At 61.4% G+C, this 18,182-nt stretch carries 18 protein-coding genes and 1 pseudogene; 10 read left to right on the top strand and 9 right to left on the bottom strand.

Annotation, left to right across the window (positions count from 1 at the left end):
* A pseudogene (locus VIM98_RS17395) lies at nucleotides 1-255 on the top strand (hypothetical protein); the annotation flags it as partial.
* Nucleotides 256-259: 4 nt separating this feature from the next.
* On the opposite strand, the gene VIM98_RS17390 reads toward VIM98_RS17395, so the two are convergent.
* Nucleotides 260-697 (bottom strand): hypothetical protein, encoded by a 438-nt coding sequence (locus VIM98_RS17390; RefSeq protein WP_331994374.1) that lies wholly within the window; start codon nucleotides 695-697, stop codon nucleotides 260-262.
* Between the two features lie 128 nt (nucleotides 698-825).
* On the opposite strand from VIM98_RS17390, the gene VIM98_RS17385 reads away from it, so the two are divergent.
* Nucleotides 826-2,517, top strand: coding sequence for a long-chain-fatty-acid--CoA ligase (locus tag VIM98_RS17385; RefSeq protein WP_331994373.1), 1,692 nt, complete (start codon nucleotides 826-828; stop codon nucleotides 2,515-2,517).
* A gap of 158 nt (nucleotides 2,518-2,675) precedes the next feature.
* Here VIM98_RS17385 and VIM98_RS17380 read toward each other — a convergent pair whose 3' ends face one another.
* Nucleotides 2,676-2,984 (bottom strand): PilZ domain-containing protein, encoded by a 309-nt coding sequence (locus VIM98_RS17380; protein WP_331994375.1) that lies wholly within the window; start codon nucleotides 2,982-2,984, stop codon nucleotides 2,676-2,678.
* Nucleotides 2,985-3,842: 858 nt separating this feature from the next.
* On the opposite strand from VIM98_RS17380, the gene VIM98_RS17375 reads away from it, so the two are divergent.
* The 4 genes from VIM98_RS17375 to arsC are packed head-to-tail and all read left to right on the top strand — an operon-like array spanning nucleotide 3,843 to nucleotide 7,510.
* Complete coding sequence (locus tag VIM98_RS17375) at nucleotides 3,843-4,763, top strand: ScpA family protein (RefSeq protein WP_331994372.1); 921 nt, start codon at nucleotides 3,843-3,845, stop codon at nucleotides 4,761-4,763.
* Between the two features lie 26 nt (nucleotides 4,764-4,789).
* Nucleotides 4,790-5,743: an SMC-Scp complex subunit ScpB gene (gene scpB / locus VIM98_RS17370; RefSeq protein WP_331994371.1), complete on the top strand. Its 954-nt coding sequence runs from the start codon at nucleotides 4,790-4,792 to the stop codon at nucleotides 5,741-5,743.
* Complete coding sequence (locus tag VIM98_RS17365) at nucleotides 5,740-7,140, top strand: pseudouridine synthase (protein ID WP_331994370.1); 1,401 nt, start codon at nucleotides 5,740-5,742, stop codon at nucleotides 7,138-7,140. Before scpB ends, VIM98_RS17365 begins: the two co-directional genes overlap by 4 nt.
* Nucleotides 7,046-7,510, top strand: coding sequence for an arsenate reductase (glutaredoxin) (gene arsC / locus VIM98_RS17360; protein WP_331994369.1), 465 nt, complete (start codon nucleotides 7,046-7,048; stop codon nucleotides 7,508-7,510). Before VIM98_RS17365 ends, arsC begins: the two co-directional genes overlap by 95 nt.
* Nucleotides 7,511-7,962: 452 nt before the next feature.
* Here the strand turns inward: arsC and VIM98_RS17355 are convergent, their stop codons facing one another.
* From VIM98_RS17355 to VIM98_RS17345, 3 genes are all read right to left on the bottom strand, one after another.
* Nucleotides 7,963-8,763: an amidohydrolase gene (locus VIM98_RS17355; protein WP_331994368.1), complete on the bottom strand. Its 801-nt coding sequence runs from the start codon at nucleotides 8,761-8,763 to the stop codon at nucleotides 7,963-7,965.
* On the bottom strand, nucleotides 8,751-9,896 hold the full coding sequence (locus VIM98_RS17350; protein ID WP_331994367.1) for a pyridoxal phosphate-dependent aminotransferase: 1,146 nt from the start codon (nucleotides 9,894-9,896) through the stop codon (nucleotides 8,751-8,753). The genes VIM98_RS17355 and VIM98_RS17350 overlap by 13 nt, the downstream gene beginning before the upstream one ends.
* A 338-nt stretch (nucleotides 9,897-10,234) precedes the next feature.
* Nucleotides 10,235-11,194 carry a LysR substrate-binding domain-containing protein gene (locus VIM98_RS17345; RefSeq protein ID WP_331994366.1) on the bottom strand — a complete coding sequence of 320 codons (960 nt, stop codon included), beginning with the start codon at nucleotides 11,192-11,194 and terminating at the stop codon, nucleotides 10,235-10,237.
* Nucleotides 11,195-11,308: 114 nt separating this feature from the next.
* Here VIM98_RS17345 and VIM98_RS17340 point away from each other — a divergent pair, with 114 nt between their 5' ends.
* A complete protein-coding gene (locus tag VIM98_RS17340) occupies nucleotides 11,309-11,890 on the top strand; it encodes an FMN-dependent NADH-azoreductase (RefSeq protein ID WP_331994365.1) in 582 nt (193 codons plus the stop codon).
* Between the two features lie 111 nt (nucleotides 11,891-12,001).
* Here VIM98_RS17340 and VIM98_RS17335 read toward each other — a convergent pair whose 3' ends face one another.
* The 4 genes from VIM98_RS17335 to VIM98_RS17320 all read right to left on the bottom strand — a co-directional run bounded on the left by VIM98_RS17335 (nucleotide 12,002) and on the right by VIM98_RS17320 (nucleotide 16,697).
* Nucleotides 12,002-13,657 (bottom strand): amidohydrolase, encoded by a 1,656-nt coding sequence (locus VIM98_RS17335; RefSeq protein ID WP_331994364.1) that lies wholly within the window; start codon nucleotides 13,655-13,657, stop codon nucleotides 12,002-12,004.
* 83 nt (nucleotides 13,658-13,740) lie between these two features.
* Nucleotides 13,741-13,989 (bottom strand): hypothetical protein, encoded by a 249-nt coding sequence (locus tag VIM98_RS17330; protein WP_331994363.1) that lies wholly within the window; start codon nucleotides 13,987-13,989, stop codon nucleotides 13,741-13,743.
* Nucleotides 13,990-14,158: 169 nt separating this feature from the next.
* Entirely contained in the window at nucleotides 14,159-15,781 is a 1,623-nt protein-coding gene (locus tag VIM98_RS17325; protein ID WP_331994362.1) for a methyl-accepting chemotaxis protein, read from the bottom strand.
* A 130-nt stretch (nucleotides 15,782-15,911) separates the two neighbouring features.
* Complete coding sequence (locus tag VIM98_RS17320; RefSeq protein WP_331994361.1) at nucleotides 15,912-16,697, bottom strand: SDR family NAD(P)-dependent oxidoreductase; 786 nt, start codon at nucleotides 16,695-16,697, stop codon at nucleotides 15,912-15,914.
* A gap of 298 nt (nucleotides 16,698-16,995) precedes the next feature.
* Between VIM98_RS17320 and VIM98_RS17315 the strand changes: the two genes are divergently transcribed.
* From VIM98_RS17315 to VIM98_RS17305, 3 genes are all read left to right on the top strand, one after another.
* Nucleotides 16,996-17,313 carry a hypothetical protein gene (locus tag VIM98_RS17315; protein ID WP_331994360.1) on the top strand — a complete coding sequence of 106 codons (318 nt, stop codon included), beginning with the start codon at nucleotides 16,996-16,998 and terminating at the stop codon, nucleotides 17,311-17,313.
* Between the two features lie 4 nt (nucleotides 17,314-17,317).
* A complete protein-coding gene (locus tag VIM98_RS17310) occupies nucleotides 17,318-17,704 on the top strand; it encodes a GntR family transcriptional regulator (protein ID WP_331994359.1) in 387 nt (128 codons plus the stop codon).
* On the top strand, nucleotides 17,701-18,182 hold a 482-nt coding region (locus VIM98_RS17305; protein ID WP_331994358.1), incomplete at its 3' end, for an ABC transporter ATP-binding protein. The genes VIM98_RS17310 and VIM98_RS17305, both read left to right, overlap by 4 nt.

Genomic DNA, 18,182 nt, shown 5'->3' with positions numbered 1-18,182 from the left:
GCCGATCTCTGGCTGGCGCTGGGAGCCATCCAGGTCGGCGAGGAGACCTCCGCCGATACCCTGTACATGGATATTCGCCAGGACACGCTGCCCAGTGGCATCGGCCAGCTCGCGCTAGCAATGAAGGTTTATCGAGGCCGGCCGCGAGGCAACAATGTTCCATTGCATCCGACATTTGTTTTCCCTGGCGCCATGTCCGATACCGGGGCGCTGGAAAAATGGATCGGAACTTTGCGCCATGCGCCGCCGCAATGACGCTCTACGTTTTCCAGCTCGCTGCGAAGCAGACCCATTTCGCGCCTTCGCGTCGCCACGCGCTCTCGACATCATAGATACCTACCTGCGCCGGAAGCAGCTTGTCCCCGCGAGCTAGCGTGACCGAAAACCTGGCGATGTAGCGGTCGCCCCGCTGCTCGACCTGGAGGGGACCGACCAGGGCGTGAAGCGTTTCGCCCCGGAATCTGGCAACGCGCAGCAATCCCGTCAGTTGCCGCCTGTCCAGTTGTCCGCCGTTGCCGTCGAAGTCGTCGCTGAGCACGTCGCTCAGGGCCGATACGTCGGCCTGCTCGGCGGCGTGGCCGGCTGACGCGATAGCCTGGCGAATGCGTTCCTCGTCGGACGTGCGGTGGCAGCCGACAAGAAGGCCGGCCAGCCCTATAGCCATTCCCAGCAGGACGATGCGAAACCGCTTGTTCATGCTCTATCCTCGTTGCAACGCGGCTTGCCGCAATACGCGAGCGTATGCTCCAATGCGGACGCCACAGCCGGCCGATACCGCATCGTAAAGCACCGGCGCTGCGAAACTTAAGGAGCTTGAGATCCGACATGAGCAATGAGCGTCCGTGGCTTAAGCATTATCCCGAAGGCGTCCCCCAAGACATCGATATCGATCAATACGCCTCAGTAGCGGCGGTCCTGGAAGAGGCCTTCGAGCGCTTCAGCGAACGCCCGGCCTTTGCCTCGTTCGGCAAGCAGCTCACCTATGGCCAGATCGATCGGATGAGCCAGCAGTTCGCTGGCTACCTGACCGGCGTACTGAAGCTGACCAAGGGCGATCGCATCGCGATCATGATGCCCAACACCCTGCAATACCCTGTCGCCCTGTTCGGGGCGCTACGGGCCGGCCTCATCGTGGTCAATACCAACCCGATGTACACCGCGCGCGAGCTCAAGCACCAGTTAGAAGATTCCGGCGCCAAGGCGATCGTCGTGCTGGATAATTTTGCCGCGACGTTGCAGCAGGTCGTCGCCGACACCGAGGTCAAGCACATCGTCACCACCGGCCTGGGCGATCTGCTCGGCATCAAGGGTGTGCTCATCAACTTCGTCGTCAAGAACATCAAGAAGATGGTGCCGGCGTTCCATCTGCCGCAGGCCGTTCGCTTCAAGGACGCGCTGGCGCGTGGCGCGGCACACCCGCTGATCAGGCCGGAACTCGGCCACGGCGATATCGCGTTCCTGCAATACACCGGCGGTACGACGGGCGTGGCCAAGGGTGCGATGCTCACGCATGGCAACATGGTCGCGAACATGCTGCAAGCCGGCGCATGGATCGGCTCGAACATGAAGTACGGTCAGGAGGTCGTGATCACGGCGCTGCCGCTGTATCACATCTTTTCGCTCACCGCGAACGGCCTGGTCTTCATGCGCCTGGGCGGCCTGAGCTGGCTGATCACCAATCCGCGCGACATGCCCGCCTTCGTGAAGGAGTTGAAAGCCTCGCGCTTCACCGCGCTGACCGGGGTCAATACGCTGTTCAACGGCCTGCTCAACACGCCTGGCTTCAGCGAGCTGGATTTTTCACGCCTGCACCTGAGCCTCGGCGGCGGTATGGCCGTGCAGCGTGCCGTGGCCGAACGCTGGAAAAAAGTCACCGGGTGCACCCTGGTCGAAGCCTATGGCTTGACCGAGACCTCGCCGGCGGCATGTATCAACCCACTCGATCTAAAAGACTACAACGGCTCCATTGGCCTGCCGATTCCCTCCACCGATGCGGCAATCTGGTCCGAAGACAATCAGCCGCTGCCGATCGGCGAAGTTGGCGAACTGATGATCCATGGCCCGCAGGTGATGAAAGGCTATTGGCAACGCCCCGACGAAACGGCCAAGGTGCTGGGCAGCGATGGCTGGCTGCATACCGGCGATATCGCGCGCATGGACGAGAACGGCTACGTCTATATCGTCGATCGCAAGAAGGACATGATCCTGGTCTCCGGCTTCAACGTCTATCCGAACGAAGTCGAGGATGCCGTGATGCAACACCCGGGCGTGGCTGAAGTCGCGGCCATCGGCATACCGGACGAACATTCGGGCGAGGTAGTCAAGATCTTCGTGGTACGCAAGGATCCGAATCTCACCGAAGAGGAACTCAAACAGTTCTGCCGTGAAAACCTCACCGGTTACAAGCGCCCGAAGCTGATCGAATTCCGCGACTCGTTGCCCAAGAGCAATGTGGGGAAGATCCTGCGGCGCGAATTGCGCGACGAGAAGAAGGTGGCTGCCGCGGCGAAAGCTTAAAGGAGCGAGTGGAGAGAAGTGCGAGTGAGTGAGACTTCGGCTTCTCTTCTCGGCTTCTCTTCGATGGAACATAAAAAAGCCCGGCGCTGGCCCGGGCTTTTCTTTGGAATCTTTCGAGCGCGAGTACGGCGGTCCGTCCCACCAGTCTCCTTCCTGCCCTATTCGTCCTTCCACATCTCCAGGATGTCCGCATACCCGCCCAGCAGGTTCCACAACGGCACCTGCTTGTCCTCAGGGATATGGGTATAGGCAAAACCGATATGCCGACTGGAGACACGCGCCACCTGGGCCTCCAGGTGAATATGCAAGTCGTGACCGAAAATCATGTCCAGCACCCAACTCTGGCCGGGCTCGCCCTGCCAGCCCAAAGGACGACGCAGCAGTACGCCCGTAGCGGAAATATCGACCAAGTCGGTCGGCTGCGACTGGTCGCCACGACTCATCAGCACCGTGGTTTCGATGCGCATGCGCGCTGGCCGCAGTTGTTCGGCATCGCTTCCCTTGCTTGTTTCGTCATTTATCGTCACGCGCTTCCTCCCACTGCCGTGTATGCCGGTTCTTCCCAAAGGACACCCCGCCCCTCGAACCGTTCTTTAGGCAGCCACTTACCCAGAGCTGAAGCAAGCCGTGTGCCATGACATCTATTTGTATCATTTTCAGGCCATTTTAGGCATCCGCGCACGCGACTTCCATCAAACGAATGCGCATAAATTGGGCATTTTTCCAGGTTATGGCGCTATAGGCGACGGTGTTTGCCGCGCAGCGTCATGACCGAACCGCGACAAGCTCCGACACGATAGGTCACATGCTGCCCTGCTTGCGAATCCCCCCGCCAAGCAGCACAGGGCTGGATTTCAGGGCTCGTACTGGACTTGTCGCCGCGCTGCCATTACTCTGTCAGCCACGCAAGGGTTCTTTACGTTGCCGTCCAGCCGGACGCGACCGGCTGCCTCGGTTCAAGCTCTTGCACTCAGCAGACCGCCTGACCGACACCGACGCAAGCCGTCGCTGCTCCGGTCGTATCGTGCACCGGCCGGGAGCCGGCAACGGTACCGTGGAGGTCGCTCAGCACGGCCCCGCCTGACCGAAATTGCCATGTGGGCGATTTCATCGAGCGAACTGCCGGGATGACGATGGCGCACGTGGCGCCACGGCTGAATGCCAACAATTATTTAGCTCCAGGGTCACAAGGGTTGCTGCCTGACAACCGGCATCCTGACGGGGACAGTCGTTAAGCGCACGCCGGATAACCGGCCGGACAGAACGGTTCCTAATGTGTTGAAAACACGGCCAGCCGCCGAAAAGCGGCCCAACGACATGTATTGATGAGCACCGAACCCGAAGCGGTTACAGCACCGCAGGACGCTTTCGCGTCGGTACCGCAACAGCAGGAAATGCCGCTAGCGATCGTGCGCGGCGAGCCGATCCTGCAGATGCCGCAGGATCTGTACATACCGCCGGATGCGCTTGAGGTCATTCTCGAGGCTTTCGAAGGGCCGCTGGATCTGCTTCTGTATCTGATACGCAGGCAGAACCTGGATATTCTCGATATTCCGATTGCCGAAATTACCCGGCAATATATGGAATACATCGACATGATGCGCGATGTCATGCGCCTGGAACTGGCAGCCGAGTATCTGCTGATGGCCGCCATCCTCGCCGAGATCAAGTCGCGACTGTTGTTGCCGCGGCCGCCAACGGAGGAAGGCCTCGAAGAAGACCCGCGTGCCGAACTGGTACGCCGTTTGCAGGAGTACGAACGGTTCAAGAAAGCTGCCGAGGATATCGATGCCCTGCCCCGGCTGGAGCGCGACTCGGTAGTGGTCCACGCGGACGTCGGCGAGCGCAACGTCATCAAGTTGCCCCCGCCGCTGGACCTGAAGGAACTGCTGCTGGCTCTCAAGGACGTGATGCACCGTGCCGAACTGTTCGGTCATCACGCCATCAAGCGCGAAGCCTTGAGCGTCCGCCAGCGTATGGGCGAACTGCTCGGCCGGCTCAACGACAACCAGTTCCATCGGTTCGAAACGCTGTTCGATGTGAACGAAGGCCGGCTGGGCGTCGTGGTGACCTTCCTTGCCATGCTGGAACTTGCCAAGGAGATGCTGGTGGAAATTGTGCAGGAGGAGCCGTTGGCGGCTATCTACATCAAGGCGAAAGCCAGTATGAGCGAACAGCCCATGGAAGAAGCCGAAACCGAAGTCGACGCTGCCGACGATACCCCGGCCGAATCGGCCTATGAATAAGAGCATCCGCATCTGACTTGAAGCCCATGCAGATCGAGCAACTCAAACCCATTCTCGAGGCGGCCCTGCTGGCCGCCACCCAACCGCTCACGGTGGCGCAGCTGGGCGACCTGTTCGTCGAAGAAGACGAAGTCAGCCGCGAAGACATCGCCCGAGCGTTGGAATCCCTTGCGGGCGACTGCGAAGGACGTGGCATACACTTGTTGGAAGTGGCCTCCGGCTTCCGTTACCAGGTCCGTCAGGACGTGCATCCGTGGATTTCGCGGATGTGGACGGAAAAGCCCAGCCGATATTCGCGCGCCCTGCTGGAAACGCTTGCGCTGATCGCCTACCGCCAACCGATTACCCGACCGGAGATCGAACAGATCCGCGGCGTGGTTGTCTCATCCAACATCGTCAAGACGCTGGAAGAGCGCGAGTGGATCCGCGTAGTCGGCTATCGCGACGTCCCAGGCAAACCCGCGCTGTTCGGCACCACGCGCATCTTCCTGGATTACTTCAACCTCAAGTCATTGGACGAATTGCCACCACTGTCGGAAATTCGCGATATGGAAGACCCGCAGATGCGGATCGACCAGGATCCATTGCCAGCACGCGTCATCAAGGATCTTCCCATCGATCCAGATGAAGAGACGCCCGAAGCGGCTGCCGAATCGGACGAACTGGCGGAAAACCAGACCCTGGCAGAAGCCGAGCTCGAGGACACACTAGGCGCGGACGAAAAGGCTACGGAAAGACGCGACACCGAAGATAACGCCACCGGAACGGCAGCCACCGAGGACGATGACGCGCACGAGCGCGACGCGGACGACGAACCGGAAACCTTTCACACCGCCGGCGCCGAATCGGATGCCGAACCGGCATCCATTGACGAACCCCAAACGGCAGCAACAGTCGTGCAGACCGATGCTGTAACGAACGACGCGGACGCCGGGCACGGCGAAACCGACGAGCAAGATACCGAGGAGTACCGCGCATGAATGCGCCGCAGAAATCCGTATTGACCCTGAAACGCGAACCGCGCAACGAAAATACGCCGCCGCTGGAAGAGCGCCTGCACAAGGTGCTGGCCAACGCTGGCCTGGGCTCCCGCCGCATGCTCGAGCAGCGCATCCAGGCCGGTGAAGTGGAAGTCAACGGCACAGTGGCAACCATTGGCGCCAGCGTGCACGCGGGCGATCGGGTCACCCTCGATGGCAAGCAATTCGTGGTATCCACCGATAATCGTGACGAGACCGAAGTTCTGGTCTATCACAAGCCCGAAGGCGTGGTGACCACCCGCGAAGACCCCGAAGGCCGGCCGACGGTATTCGAAGCGCTCCCCCGCCTGAAGGGTGCTCGCTGGGTTGCGGTAGGCCGTCTGGACATCAATACCACTGGCCTCCTGCTGCTCACCACCGACGGCGATCTGGCCAACGCGCTGATGCATCCCAAGAGCGGGTTGGAGCGCGAGTATCTCTGCCGTGTGCACGGCGAAGTGCCGGATGAAATCATCGAGAAGCTCAAGGCGGGCGTGGAACTGGAAGACGGTCCGGCACGCTTCGATGAAATTGCCATCATCAGCCGCGGCGGCAGCCACAGCTGGTTCCGCGTGGTGATCCGCGAAGGTCGCAATCGCGAAGTGCGCCGGTTATGGGATTCACAGGGTTTCCTGGTCAGCCGACTCAAGCGCATTCGCTATGGCAACGTGGAATTACCTCGCGCCCTGCGGCGCGGCGACTGCGAGAACCTGGGCGAGGAAACCGTCAAGGACCTGCGCAAGATCACCGGCCTGGGTGCACCACAGCCAGTATTGACCTTGAGCCCGGTGCTGCATCAGCGTCGTGCCAACCGTAACGTCACCGAATACCGGCCGGAACGCGGTACCGGCAATGCCTATGCCGGCGGCTACGCCGACGAGGCCCGCGAGTTGCGCGCGTTCGATCGGATTCGCGAAGAGCCCGCACGCGGCAAGCAGCAGCGCCGCCGCCCGGGCAAGGAAATCAATGGCAACGTTGCGCGCCCGGACCGCCCCGCCAACCCCGGCCGGCGCAAGTCCAAGCGCGGCGTAGCCCCTGGACAAGAGCTGCCCTCAGTGCGCTCCTGGTTCGCAGGCGACAGCCGCGATGGCGCAACGGGAGGCGGCCAAGGCCAAGGGCAGGGGCAACGCCGTGGCGGCAAACCCGGTGGCGCACGCAGCGGCAACAACCCTTATGGCGGTTTTAGCGGTGGCCAAGGGCAATCGCGCGGTCGCCCAGGCGGCGGTGGCGGTCGCGGAGGCAATCGTCCGCAAGGTGGCGGCGGTGGCCGTCCACAAGGCCAAGGCGGCGGTAATCGTCGTTCGCCCGGTGGCGGCGGTGGCGGTGGCCGTGGTGGCCCGCGCGGCGGCAATCGCTGATCTCTGGACCGATATGACTGCGCCGACGGCCCGTATCTATCACAACGCGCGCTGTTCCAAGTCGCGCGCGACGTTGGCGCTGCTGCAAGAGCATGGATGCATATGCCAGGTGGTGAATTACCTGGAAACGCCACCGAGTGTGGAGGAGCTCAATCAGCTGCTCGATCAGCTCGGCATGACGCCACGTGAAATCATTCGTAGTAACGAACCGGAGTATCGCGAGTTGGGTCTGGACGAGCCGACGCTGAGCGATAGCGACCTGGTGGCGGCGATGGCAGCGCATCCGGTCTTGATCGAGCGACCTATCGTTGTAGTCGATGGGAAGGCTGCCATTGGGCGACCGCCGGAATCGGTGCTTTCGTTGCTTTGATTCATTGCCTTCGCCTGGAAAACCCGCTGCTTAGAGTCCGCCTTCCGTCCGTCGTAACCGTCGCTCATCGCAAGCCTATGTCGGAACTGAAGTCCCTATACAAGCTCTGAGCGTGGCGACACGAAGGCCGCCGCCTTATCGGCGACGGCCTTCGTCACCCCCTGTCCTTTCCGCCGCCCATGCGCCTCCCTGCCGATCGACAGGCCGGTACCGGCGGACGATGCTTTGAAGGCTCTGCGTGCGGCACTTTGCGCACACCACCTAAGGGGACGCCGCCAGCGACCATAAATGGATACGCTTAGGCCCCGCGCGCTCGGCGCATCCAGCGCCGGTGAAGCATCTGCCTGTCTCATCGCGCATCCTAGGGCTGCGCGCTTCGTAGCGCTATTCCACCGCCGATCTATGTCCGAGGTTGCAGGACTTTTCCTACAAACTCCGACTCCCCATAGGTATCAACCCAAATCGATAGAGAACGCGTCAGCATCCATCCAAGCCGGGAAACGCTCTCGATGTGCGAGCAACGGCGCCGGATCCAGTACGACCGTCGCGATCTGCTGCAGCGAACCCAACTCAATCAGAGGTTCGCCGACCGGGTCGATCGCCACGCTGTCGCCTGCATACGGCAGGTCGTTGCCATCTACACCGACACGATTGACGCCTATCGTGTAAGCCAGGTTTTCGATGGCCCGCGCGCGCAACAGCGTGCGCCAGGGTTGCCGGCGCGGCGCCGGCCAGTTGGCCACAAAAATCGACAGATCGTAGTCCATGCCACCAGGGGCCTGCTCCATCCGACGGTTACGCAGCCAGACCGGAAAGCGCAAGTCATAACAAACCTGCGGCAGGATGCGCCAGCCGTTCAACTCCACTATCAGCCGCCTGTCGCCACCGCCATAACGCGTGTGCTCACCGGCCATACGGAACAGGTGCCGTTTGTCGTACTGCTCGAAGCTGCCGTCCGGACGCGCCCAGATCAAACGGTTGTAGACCGTGTTGCCGTCGCGTATCGCCAGGCTGCCACACAGCACGGCATCGACTTCGGCAGCCAGTGCACGCATCCAGGCAATACCCTCGCCATCCATAGTTTCGGCACTTGCCTGCGTGTCGTTGCTGAAGCCCGACATGAACGTCTCGGGCAAAACGATCAGGTCGGAGGTCGGCGCCGAACGCACCAGTTCGCCGTAATAGGCGCGATTGCCCGGTGCGTCGTGCCAGCGCGTGGCGCCCTGAACAAGGCTGACGGTCAAAGCTTGCATAGACGCTCCGCGGCCGCTTCCATCGTGGCATCGCTCTTGGCAAAACACAGGCGCACCAGACGCGTGCCCGGTGCGCGCTCATAGAAAGGCGTCAAAGGAATGGCCGCCACGCCGGCATGCTTGACCATCCATTCGCAGAATGCGACATCGTCTTCGTCGCGAATCGCAGAATAATCGACCAGTTGGAAATAACCGCCCGGCACATCGAGCAACGTCAAGCGCGATGGCGCAATCAGCTCGCGGAAGCGATCGCGCTTGACCTGATAGAACGCAGGCAGTTCAAGATAATGCTCCGGCGAACTGGCCAGGAATTCGGCAAACGCCTGCTGCGCCGGGTGAAAGGTGCAGAAAGTCAGGTATTGGTGCACTTTGCGGAACTCGGCCGACAACGCCTGCGGCGCAACCGCGTAGCCCACTTTCCAGCCCGTGCAATGAAAGGTTTTACCAAAGGAAGACACCACGATGCTGCGCGTCGCCAGTTCGGTATGACGCAGCACGCTCTGATGCGCGGCGCCGTCATAGACAATGTGCTCGTAAACCTCGTCGGACAGCACAACGATATCGGTACCGCGCACGATGGCCGCCAGCTCGTCCAGGTCTGCCGCCGACAGCACCGCGCCCGAAGGATTATGTGGGCTGTTGATCAGGATCATGCGCGTTTTTGGCGTGATCGCCTCGCGTACACGCTGCCAGTCGATGCCGAAGGTAGGCAAGCTGAGCGGAATATGCACCGCGCGCGCACCCTGCAGTTCGATCGCCGGCTCGTAACTGTCGTAACACGGATCGAACACGATTACTTCCTCACCCTCGCGCACGATGGCGGCGATGGCGGCAAACAAAGCCTCAGTCGCTCCCGAGGTTACAGTGACTTCCGTTGCCGGGTCGATTTTGTAACCGTACAACCGCTCCGTCTTCAGCGCGATCTGTTCACGCAGGTTGGCCAGTCCAATGCCCGGCGCATACTGGTTACGCCCCTCGGCCATCGCGCGCGTCATGGCGTCGCGCAAGGCTTCCGGCGGCTCGAAATCGGGAAACCCCTGCCCCAGGTTCACCGCCTTGTGTTCCATCGCCAGCTGGCTCATCACGCTGAAGATGGTGGTACCGACTTTGGGAAGCTTGGTCTGGATATGCATGGGCCTGGGGGAGTTAGGGATTTGGACGGCTAAATGGCGATGCTAGCATGGGCTAGGAGTGAGGAGCGAAAGCGAGGCGAGCTTCATGACCGCCTTCATCAGGAACGACTTGAGTCGCGATTGAAGGGAGGCTCTAAAAACCCCTTCCTATTCGTCATCCCAGCGGATGCTGAAACCCAGTGCCTTGACGCTTCAATGTGTTAGTGGCGCTGAGCCCCGGCGTCGCCGGGGCGACGATGAAAACTGAGTTTTTCGAGGTTCCCTGAAGTCGCCGTACAACATGCAGCAGGCGCCTGCTTGTCTTTCGCTCCTCACTCATCCCCACTCCCGCCTCGTCTTTACGGCAAGGGCCGCTTCGAACAATCGTCATGCACCCGGCGTGTGGCACTCGGCAGGCATTCGGCCAGGTAATCGACAAAAGCACGTACGCCGGGAAGCAAACCGCGGCGGCTAGGGTAGACGAAGTGCATGACACCGTCAGGCACGCTCCATTCGGGCAACACCAGTTCCAGTTCGCCATTGGCGATGGCAGGGGCGCAGACGAATTCCGGCAGCAGCGTGACACCGATCCCACGGCGCGCGGCCGATAGCAGCGCATTGAACTCACCCGTAATCAGGCGCGGATGAATATCCACCGTAACGCGCTCCCCATCCCCGCCGACCAGTTCCCAGCTCTGTGCACCCTCATGCTCGCTCATCGTCAAGGCGGGCAATTGGGCGAGATCGGCCGGGCTTTTGGGCCTGCCATAGGTATCCAGCAGCGCCGGGCTGGCGACGGCCAGCACGCGCGACTGTCCGAAGCTGCGCACCACCAACGTGGCATCGGTGTCGAGCTTGCTGCGTACTCGGATAGCTACATCCACTCCTTCACCGATCAGATCCACGCGCCGGTTGGTGGCGATCAGCCTCACCAGCACCTTCGGATGCTGGGCCAGGAAACCGGGCAGCACCTCGGCCATGATGGTCTGCGCCAATGACACCGGACAACTCACCCGCACTACGCCACGCGGCTCCGAGCGCAATTCGTCCACGGCATCCTGTGCCGCTCGGGCTTCTTCCAGTACCGCACGGCAGTGACCATAGAAGCGCTCGCCGACCTCGGTGACCACAAAACGGCGGGTCGTCCGCTGCAGTAAACGCACGCCGAGACGGTCTTCCAATTGAGCGATGCGCTTGCTCAGGCGCGATTTGGGGATACCAAGCGCCCTTCCCGCAGAGGAAAAGCCACCGTGTTCCACCACGGCGGCAAAAAAGTACAGGTCGTTGAGGTCCTGCAAAGTACCGTCAAGTATCGTCATATTGTTCTCAAAAACGAACGATAAGTTCCAAAACGCCCATCTTATCGCAGGATTGTTCTGGATTTACCTTAGCTCGTCGCCGGTTCGCCGGCTCGAATCTGAGGAACTGAAATTATGAAACTCCTGCACATCGATGCCAGCGCCTTGGGTAACCATTCGGTCTCCCGCGGCCTGACCCAGGCCATCGTAGCCGAGTTGACCCGTACCGAGCCCAGCTATGCTGTGAGCTACCGCGACTTGGCGGTCGAGCCGGTAGGCCATTGGTCGCCCGTGGCCGATGCCAGTAGTCCTGCTGCCATCCTCGGTCAGGCTTTGCTCGAAGAATTCCTGGCTGCCGATACAGTGGTAATTGGTGCCCCCATGTATAACTTCGGCGTCCCCAGCCAGCTCAAGGCATGGATCGATCACATCGTGGTCGCCGGCAAGACCTTCCGCTATACCGCCGAGGGCCCGGAGGGGCTGGCCAAGGGTAAGCGCGTGATCGTCGCCTCCAGCCGTGGCGGTGTGTACAGCAATGGCCCGGCGACGGCGATGGATTTCCAGGAAAACTACCTGCGTGCGGTGCTCGGCTTTATCGGCATTACGGATATCGAGTTTGTCCGTGCCGAGGGAATTGCCATGGGCGACGAGCACAAGGCGAAGGCACTGGAGTCGGCACATGCCACCATCGGTTCGATGGGGCGCAGGGCAGCATGAAGTTGCCAGTTGCATTGTCTATAAAGAGGGGGAGTCCGTTGCTCCCCCTTCTTTGTTCCTTACAACGAACGCAGAGAGCGACCTCACCGGCGCCGAAGGCACCGACGTCACTTACCTCTGATAGACCGCCTTCCCATCGACCCAGGTGCTCAGCGGTTTGATATCCGCAATACGCCTCGGTTCGACAGCCATGATGTCGGCATCGAGCAGCACGAAGTCGGCGCGGTAACCGGGCTTGAGCGTACCGACCTCGCCTTCCATGAACGCCGCATAGGCTGCGCCACGGGTGAAACCGGCCAGAGCTTGTATGCGGCTGACGCGCTGATCCGGGAACCAGCCCCCCGGCGGTTGGCCTGCCAGATTCTGTCGCGTCACCGCTGCATAGATGCCCAACATCGGATTGACCTGTTCCACCGGGAAATCCGAACCGAACGCCAATGGCACGCCGATATGGATAAACCGCTGCCAGGCGTAAGCGCCCTCCAGGCGCTTGTACCCCAGGCGCTGCTCGACCCACGGCATGTCGGAGGTCGCATGCGTCGGCTGCATCGAGGCAATCAAGTGCAATTGCGCAAAACGCGGAATGTCACTCAAAGCCACAATCTGCGCGTGCTCGACGCGCCAACGATGATCGCTATCGGCATAGTGTCCGAGCACACTCTGATAGGTATCGAGCACCATGCGATTGCCACGATCGCCGATAGCGTGCGTGGCGACCTGCACCTTGCAACGCATCGCCTTCTCTACCGCTGCCTTGTACTCGTCGGGCTGGGTGACGAAGATGCCGCGGTTGCCATGGTCATCGTTATAGTCTTCAAGCAAGGCGGCACCGCGGCTGCCAAGCGCACCGTCCATGTACAGCTTGACCGTGCGCATGCGCAGGTGACCGCTGGAGTCCTTCCATGCGCCACCCTGCTGGCATAGCCATTCCAGCGCAGCGTGATTGCCATCAGCCATTTCATACAGGCGCAGCGGAATTTCACTAGCGCCGGCCATCTGCTGCAATACTTTGAAATCGTCCAGGCTCACGCCCGGATCGTGCACACCGGTCAAACCGACCGACACTGCTTCGGCGAATGCATGTTTGTAGGCCTCACGCGTCTGCTCCGGCGTCAACGGCGGTATCGCATTGCGCACGAGTGCTTGCGCACCGTCGATCAATACGCCGCTGGCTTTCTTGCCGACACGCATGATGCGCCCACCCTCCGGCTGCCAGTCGCCATCGAGCGATTGGGTCGCGCGCTTCAATGCCACGGTATTGACCCAGGTGGCATGACCATCGATACGCTCGAGGAAAACCGGGCGATCCGGGAAAGCGCGGTCCAGATCGGCAGCGGTGGGGAATTGCTTGCCTGGCCAGCGATTCTGATCCCAACCATGACCGATCAGCCACGCACCTTTGGGCAATTTTGCCGCGCCCGCTTTCAAGCGCGCGATGACATCTTCCTTGGACGTACTGCCCGCCAGATCGACCTGACCGCTCAGCATCCCCAGGCCGAGCATGTGCCCATGCGCATCGATCAGGCCAGGGATCACGGTGGCACCTTTGGCGTCGATCTGGCGTGCATCCGGGAACTGTTGCTTCAGCTCGGTATCGCTGCCGACGCCGACCAATTTGCCGCTGTCGTCCCAGGCCAGCCCCGTCGCCTCGGGCCGGTCCGGATCCATTGTGTGGATATGCGCGTGGACCAGCACAGTGGTCGCATGCAGAGGCAACAGCGTCATCGCCAGCAGGGCAGCGGCGGTCAAGCGGGACTTCAGGCGCATGGGCGGCTTCCGTTTGAAGAAACCGTCGCACTGTGCCCAGATGAACCGCGTTAGACAAGTCTCGCTAAGCGGCCGTGGCGCCCTCAGGCTGCCACGGCCGCATCCGCATCTTCGAAGCGTGGCGCACGCGCGTAATGAGCCAGCCGGATGGTCGATGCCGGACCGGGCATTTCCACACATGCCGAGCGTCCTGAGCGATGGTGTTCATCGCGGGCCAGTTCGCGGGCCAGCTTGATGGCAGGCCCCAGATGCAGATCGCTGAAAAGCGAAAAGCCGCCACGCCGTACGTTCCAGAAACCGTTTGCCGATTGCGAAAGCGAATAGACGATCATGCCGATCCCTGTTTGCTCAAGGAGAGCCCTCCGCACATGTCGGAGGAGCCCTCGATCACTGTCCCCTGTCCAAGCAAGTGTGAGCCAGGTGAAGAGAGTGTGACTATCGGCACAAAGCGCGCGGTGACGTAGGTAAGCCCCTACAACTATTGGTGTAACTCCGTAAATCTTAGACTGCCATCGCAGGTTTGTGCGGCGCGGCTTCACCGTCGTCGCGTGTCATGGTGGCAATGCGGAAGAAATCGACCTGCGCCAGCAAAGCATCGGCGTTGCCACGCATCGCCTGACTCGTCACCGCCACACGCTGCACCATGACTGCGTTCTGCTGCGTCATTTCATCCATGTCGGCCACGGCACGATTGACCTGCTCGATGCCCGCACTTTGCTCTCGGCCGGCCAGGGCGATGGCGGCAACCTTCTCGGCCACTTGTTGTGCGCTATCGGCAAGCTCGATCAACGCCCGGCCCGACTGTCCCACCAGATGACCGGCATCGGCTATCGCCTGGTCGCTGGCATCCATGGTCCGGCGGATATCGTGCGCGGCCACACCGCAGCGTTGCGCAAGCGCGCGCACTTCGGTGGCAACGACCGCGAAACCACGGCCGTGCTCGCCAGCACGCGCGGCTTCCACAGCGGCATTGAGCGCGAGCAAGTTGGTCTGGAACGCGACCTCATCGATCAGACCGACAAACTCGGCAATGCGGCGACTGTTTTCGTGGATGGCGCTCATCGATGCGACGGCATGATTCATGACGCTCTCGCCATGCGCAGCCTGCGCCTTCGACTGGCGCGCGACGCGATCGGCCTGCGTGGCATGACCTGCCGACTCGGCTACGGTTGCAGCCATCTGCTCCATCGATGCAGAGGTCTCTTCCAGATGCGCGGCTTGCGATTGCGTACGCTGGTTAAGCAAATCGCTTGCACTTGCCAGGTTCTGCGCATCGTGCCGAACGGCGGCTGCGGCAGCACGCACCTGCTCGACGACATTGGCCAACTGGCGATCCATCGTTGATAAGTGCCTCAGCACCATGCCGATTTCGTCCTGGCGGCCGACAGCGACGCCCTGCCCCAATTGCCCTTGCGCAATGCGCTCGGCCACGCCCGATGCCAATGTCAGGCGCTTGCCGAGCGAACGGATGATACCGCCGTCGATCACACAGGCCAGCGCCAAGGCTATGACAAAAGCAATCTGCAGCAAGATCAGGCCGTGCCGATTATTCTGGTGCTGCGCGGCGGCCTGCTCGCTACCGGCAGCGAGCGCCTTTTCGAACAGATTGGTGAAATCGGTCTGCAACGGAAGTAGCGCCGGCTGCAGTTCGGACGACAGTTTTACCTGAGCGATGTCGTATTGTTCGGCATCGAGCATGGTCAGCGTTTCGTCCATGGATTGCTCGGCGGCCTTGCGGTGTTCGGCAGCGGTGGCGAGCAATTGCTTTTCTTGCACACCCAGGCCGCTGGCCGCCAGCGGCTTCCAATGGCGTTCGATATCGACGCGATTGCTCTTCAAAGCCGTCTTGGCATCGTCGACCGACGACGGCAGCCGAGTCATGACGGCATGCGCGATGGACTGAAAACTGTCGTTGTAATCGCTCTGGATGCGTCCGACATCCGAAACGGGCGACAACGTATCGCCGACGACCGACTGGATGCGCCGGTCCGCGCGTGCCAACAGCACCGCGCCGAGCACGCAGATCAATGCCAGCATGACCAGAGCGCCGGCCAACCTGATCAGCAAGAGCGCACGCAGGGAAAGTGAGGAAGTACGAAGGGTAAAGCGAAGCCGCGACGGCATGGAGGATGACCTCGAGGGGGACGGAGTCATCCCCCGGGGTCGGCAGTACACACGGCGACTTGAGTCGAATTTTTATGAATTTTTCTTTACATTTCAATTTGTTGACAAACTCATTTCATATCGGCCGCAGCTAAACGACGCCGGCTTTTCCGCCATCCATGGGAACGATGACTCCGGTGACATAGCTGGCCATAGGCGACGCCAGGAAGACGGCGACGCGCGCGATCTCTTCTGGCTCGGCCACCCGTCCGAGGGGGATTTCCGCCGTTTGCTCCCGCAGCAGGACTTCCTGCGTCCGCCCGGTGGCCCGTGCGGAAGCAGCCAAGCCCTCCTGCATCCGCTCGGTGCGGGTAATACCAGGATTGATGGCATTGACCCGCACGCCCTGCGATGCATAAGCCGTGGCATAGCCAACCGTCGCCAGCATCAGGGCCGCATTGGCCGCTCCGCCACCGATATGCACGGGACTGGGTTGGCGTCCCCCTTGTCCGATGATATTGACAATGCTGCCTCGACCACGTGCGGCCATACGCCGGATAGCCGGTTCGATCGCGTGCATATAGGTGAAGTACTTGGCTTGCATGGCCGCGTGCAAGGCTTCGGCATCCAGTTCGTCGACCGGCCGGCGTCGAGCCGCGCCGGCACAGTTGACTAGCACGTCGATCGGTCCGTGATCGTTCTCGATGCACTCCATCACCAGTTTCGCGGCCACACTGTCCGTCAAATCCGCTCCCTGCACCGCCATCGATAGCCCCAGCGAGGCCAACTGGCGCTGGGCTTCATGCAAGCGATGGTTGTCGCGCGATATGCCGACCACCCTGGCCCCCTCTGCGGCAAACACGCTGGCACAAGCCAGCCCTATGCCCTTGCTGGCGCCAGTGATCACCACCAGCCGCCCTTCCAGCCCCAGATCCATGCGACACGCTCCGGAATCGAGAAAGTGCATTGAAGCATGGCGGTGAGGTCGGCTGTGAGGCCATTCGCTGGCGCTCATTGTGAGACGTGAGGAGAAAAACCATAGATGCAGCACTTCCTACCCTCACAGGCGCATAGCGCCGCCCTCGCAGCCCGCCTCCGGCGGAGGCGACCTCCCTCCTCACTCATATATGCCATCAGTCATGTTGCCAAACCTAAAGATTCCGCTTGACGGCCCAAGATATGGTGTTATAGTTCACTACAACACTGGTCAACGAGGTCACTAAAGGAGACCCGCCATGAAAGCGCAGAACCTGTTAGCCCTGACCGCCTCCTTCCTGCTCACGACAGCAGGGCTGGCAGCCATCCACTCCAACGTCACCCCCGTGCCGGTTACCGAGCTGAACGGCGCCAAGGTGTACGACCTGGCCCCGATCTATGTCGTGCCGAGCGCCGAGGATCGCCGCGCCGCTGCCCTGCTGAGCGATGGCTCCGTCGCCGGGATAGGCGCCAGCCTGGGCCACGGCGTCGAAGCGAGCGCGACTTTGCTCGGTACACAGCTGGCCATGCCCTACTATTCGTTTGGCACCCAGTTTGGCCGTATCACCAAGGAATAACCGTATGTCCATCACCTGGAACGACAGCGTCCCGATCTACCGCCAGCTGCGCGAACGCGTGGTGGCGATGATTCTGGACGGCGCCTTGAACGAGGGCGACCCGCTGCCGTCAGTGCGCCAGGTGGCGGCGGATTTTCAAATCAATCCGCTGACCGTGTCGAAGGCGTACCAGGAACTGGTCGATGATCAACTGGTTGAGAAAAGGAGGGGCTTGGGCATGTTCGTCATCGATGGGGCCAGGGAGGCACTGCTCAAATCCGAGCGCGAGCGCTTCCTGCGGGAAGAATGGCCGGCGCTGTTCGCCAGGCTGCAGCGCCTCGGGCTGGATCTGAAGACTTTGTTGCGCGAGGCGCCGGATAGCCCGGCCGGCCCGGAAGGGAGCCAATCATGAACGCGGTCGTGACGGCCCATGGCCTCACCAAGGCCTACAAGAATGCGCTTGCGCTGAACGACGTCAGCTTTCGCATCGAGTCCGGCCGCATCGTGGGCCTGATCGGCCCGAACGGCGCCGGCAAGACCACCGCCTTGAAGGCCATTCTTGGCCTGACCGATTTCAAGGGCGAGCTGAACGTGCTGGGTTTGGACCCGCGCAGCCAGCGCGACAAGCTGATGGAACAGGTGTGCTTCATCGCCGACGTAGCGGTGCTGCCCCGCTGGATCCGGGTAAGCGAGGCCATCGATTTCGTGGCCAACGTGCATCCGCGCTTCAACCGGGCCAAGTGCGAGGCGTTCCTGGCGCGCACCAAGCTCACGCCCAACCAGCGCGTCAAGCAGATGTCCAAGGGCATGATCGTGCAGCTGCACCTTGCGCTGGTCATGGCCATCGACGCCCGCCTGCTGGTGCTGGACGAACCCACGCTCGGCCTGGA

This window comes from Dyella sp., assembly GCF_036568765.1.
In the GTDB taxonomy this organism is placed as follows: Bacteria; Pseudomonadota; Gammaproteobacteria; order Xanthomonadales; family Rhodanobacteraceae; genus GSA-30.
This window is presented reverse-complemented; position numbering and strand designations above follow the sequence as displayed.

Coding starts and splice junctions, on each gene's coding strand:
- VIM98_RS17390 (WP_331994374.1), bottom strand. CDS start 697: ATGAACAAGCGGTTTCGCATCGTCCTGCTGGGAATGGCTATAGGGCTG.
- VIM98_RS17385 (WP_331994373.1), top strand. CDS start 826: ATGAGCAATGAGCGTCCGTGGCTTAAGCATTATCCCGAAGGCGTCCCC.
- VIM98_RS17380 (WP_331994375.1), bottom strand. CDS start 2,984: ATGCGCATCGAAACCACGGTGCTGATGAGTCGTGGCGACCAGTCGCAG.
- VIM98_RS17375 (WP_331994372.1), top strand. CDS start 3,843: ATGAGCACCGAACCCGAAGCGGTTACAGCACCGCAGGACGCTTTCGCG.
- scpB (WP_331994371.1), top strand. CDS start 4,790: ATGCAGATCGAGCAACTCAAACCCATTCTCGAGGCGGCCCTGCTGGCC.
- VIM98_RS17365 (WP_331994370.1), top strand. CDS start 5,740: ATGAATGCGCCGCAGAAATCCGTATTGACCCTGAAACGCGAACCGCGC.
- VIM98_RS17355 (WP_331994368.1), bottom strand. CDS start 8,763: ATGCAAGCTTTGACCGTCAGCCTTGTTCAGGGCGCCACGCGCTGGCAC.
- VIM98_RS17350 (WP_331994367.1), bottom strand. CDS start 9,896: ATGCATATCCAGACCAAGCTTCCCAAAGTCGGTACCACCATCTTCAGC.
- VIM98_RS17345 (WP_331994366.1), bottom strand. CDS start 11,194: ATGACGATACTTGACGGTACTTTGCAGGACCTCAACGACCTGTACTTT.
- VIM98_RS17340 (WP_331994365.1), top strand. CDS start 11,309: ATGAAACTCCTGCACATCGATGCCAGCGCCTTGGGTAACCATTCGGTC.
- VIM98_RS17335 (WP_331994364.1), bottom strand. CDS start 13,657: ATGCGCCTGAAGTCCCGCTTGACCGCCGCTGCCCTGCTGGCGATGACG.
- VIM98_RS17330 (WP_331994363.1), bottom strand. CDS start 13,989: ATGATCGTCTATTCGCTTTCGCAATCGGCAAACGGTTTCTGGAACGTA.
- VIM98_RS17325 (WP_331994362.1), bottom strand. CDS start 15,781: ATGCCGTCGCGGCTTCGCTTTACCCTTCGTACTTCCTCACTTTCCCTG.
- VIM98_RS17320 (WP_331994361.1), bottom strand. CDS start 16,697: ATGGATCTGGGGCTGGAAGGGCGGCTGGTGGTGATCACTGGCGCCAGC.
- VIM98_RS17315 (WP_331994360.1), top strand. CDS start 16,996: ATGAAAGCGCAGAACCTGTTAGCCCTGACCGCCTCCTTCCTGCTCACG.
- VIM98_RS17310 (WP_331994359.1), top strand. CDS start 17,318: ATGTCCATCACCTGGAACGACAGCGTCCCGATCTACCGCCAGCTGCGC.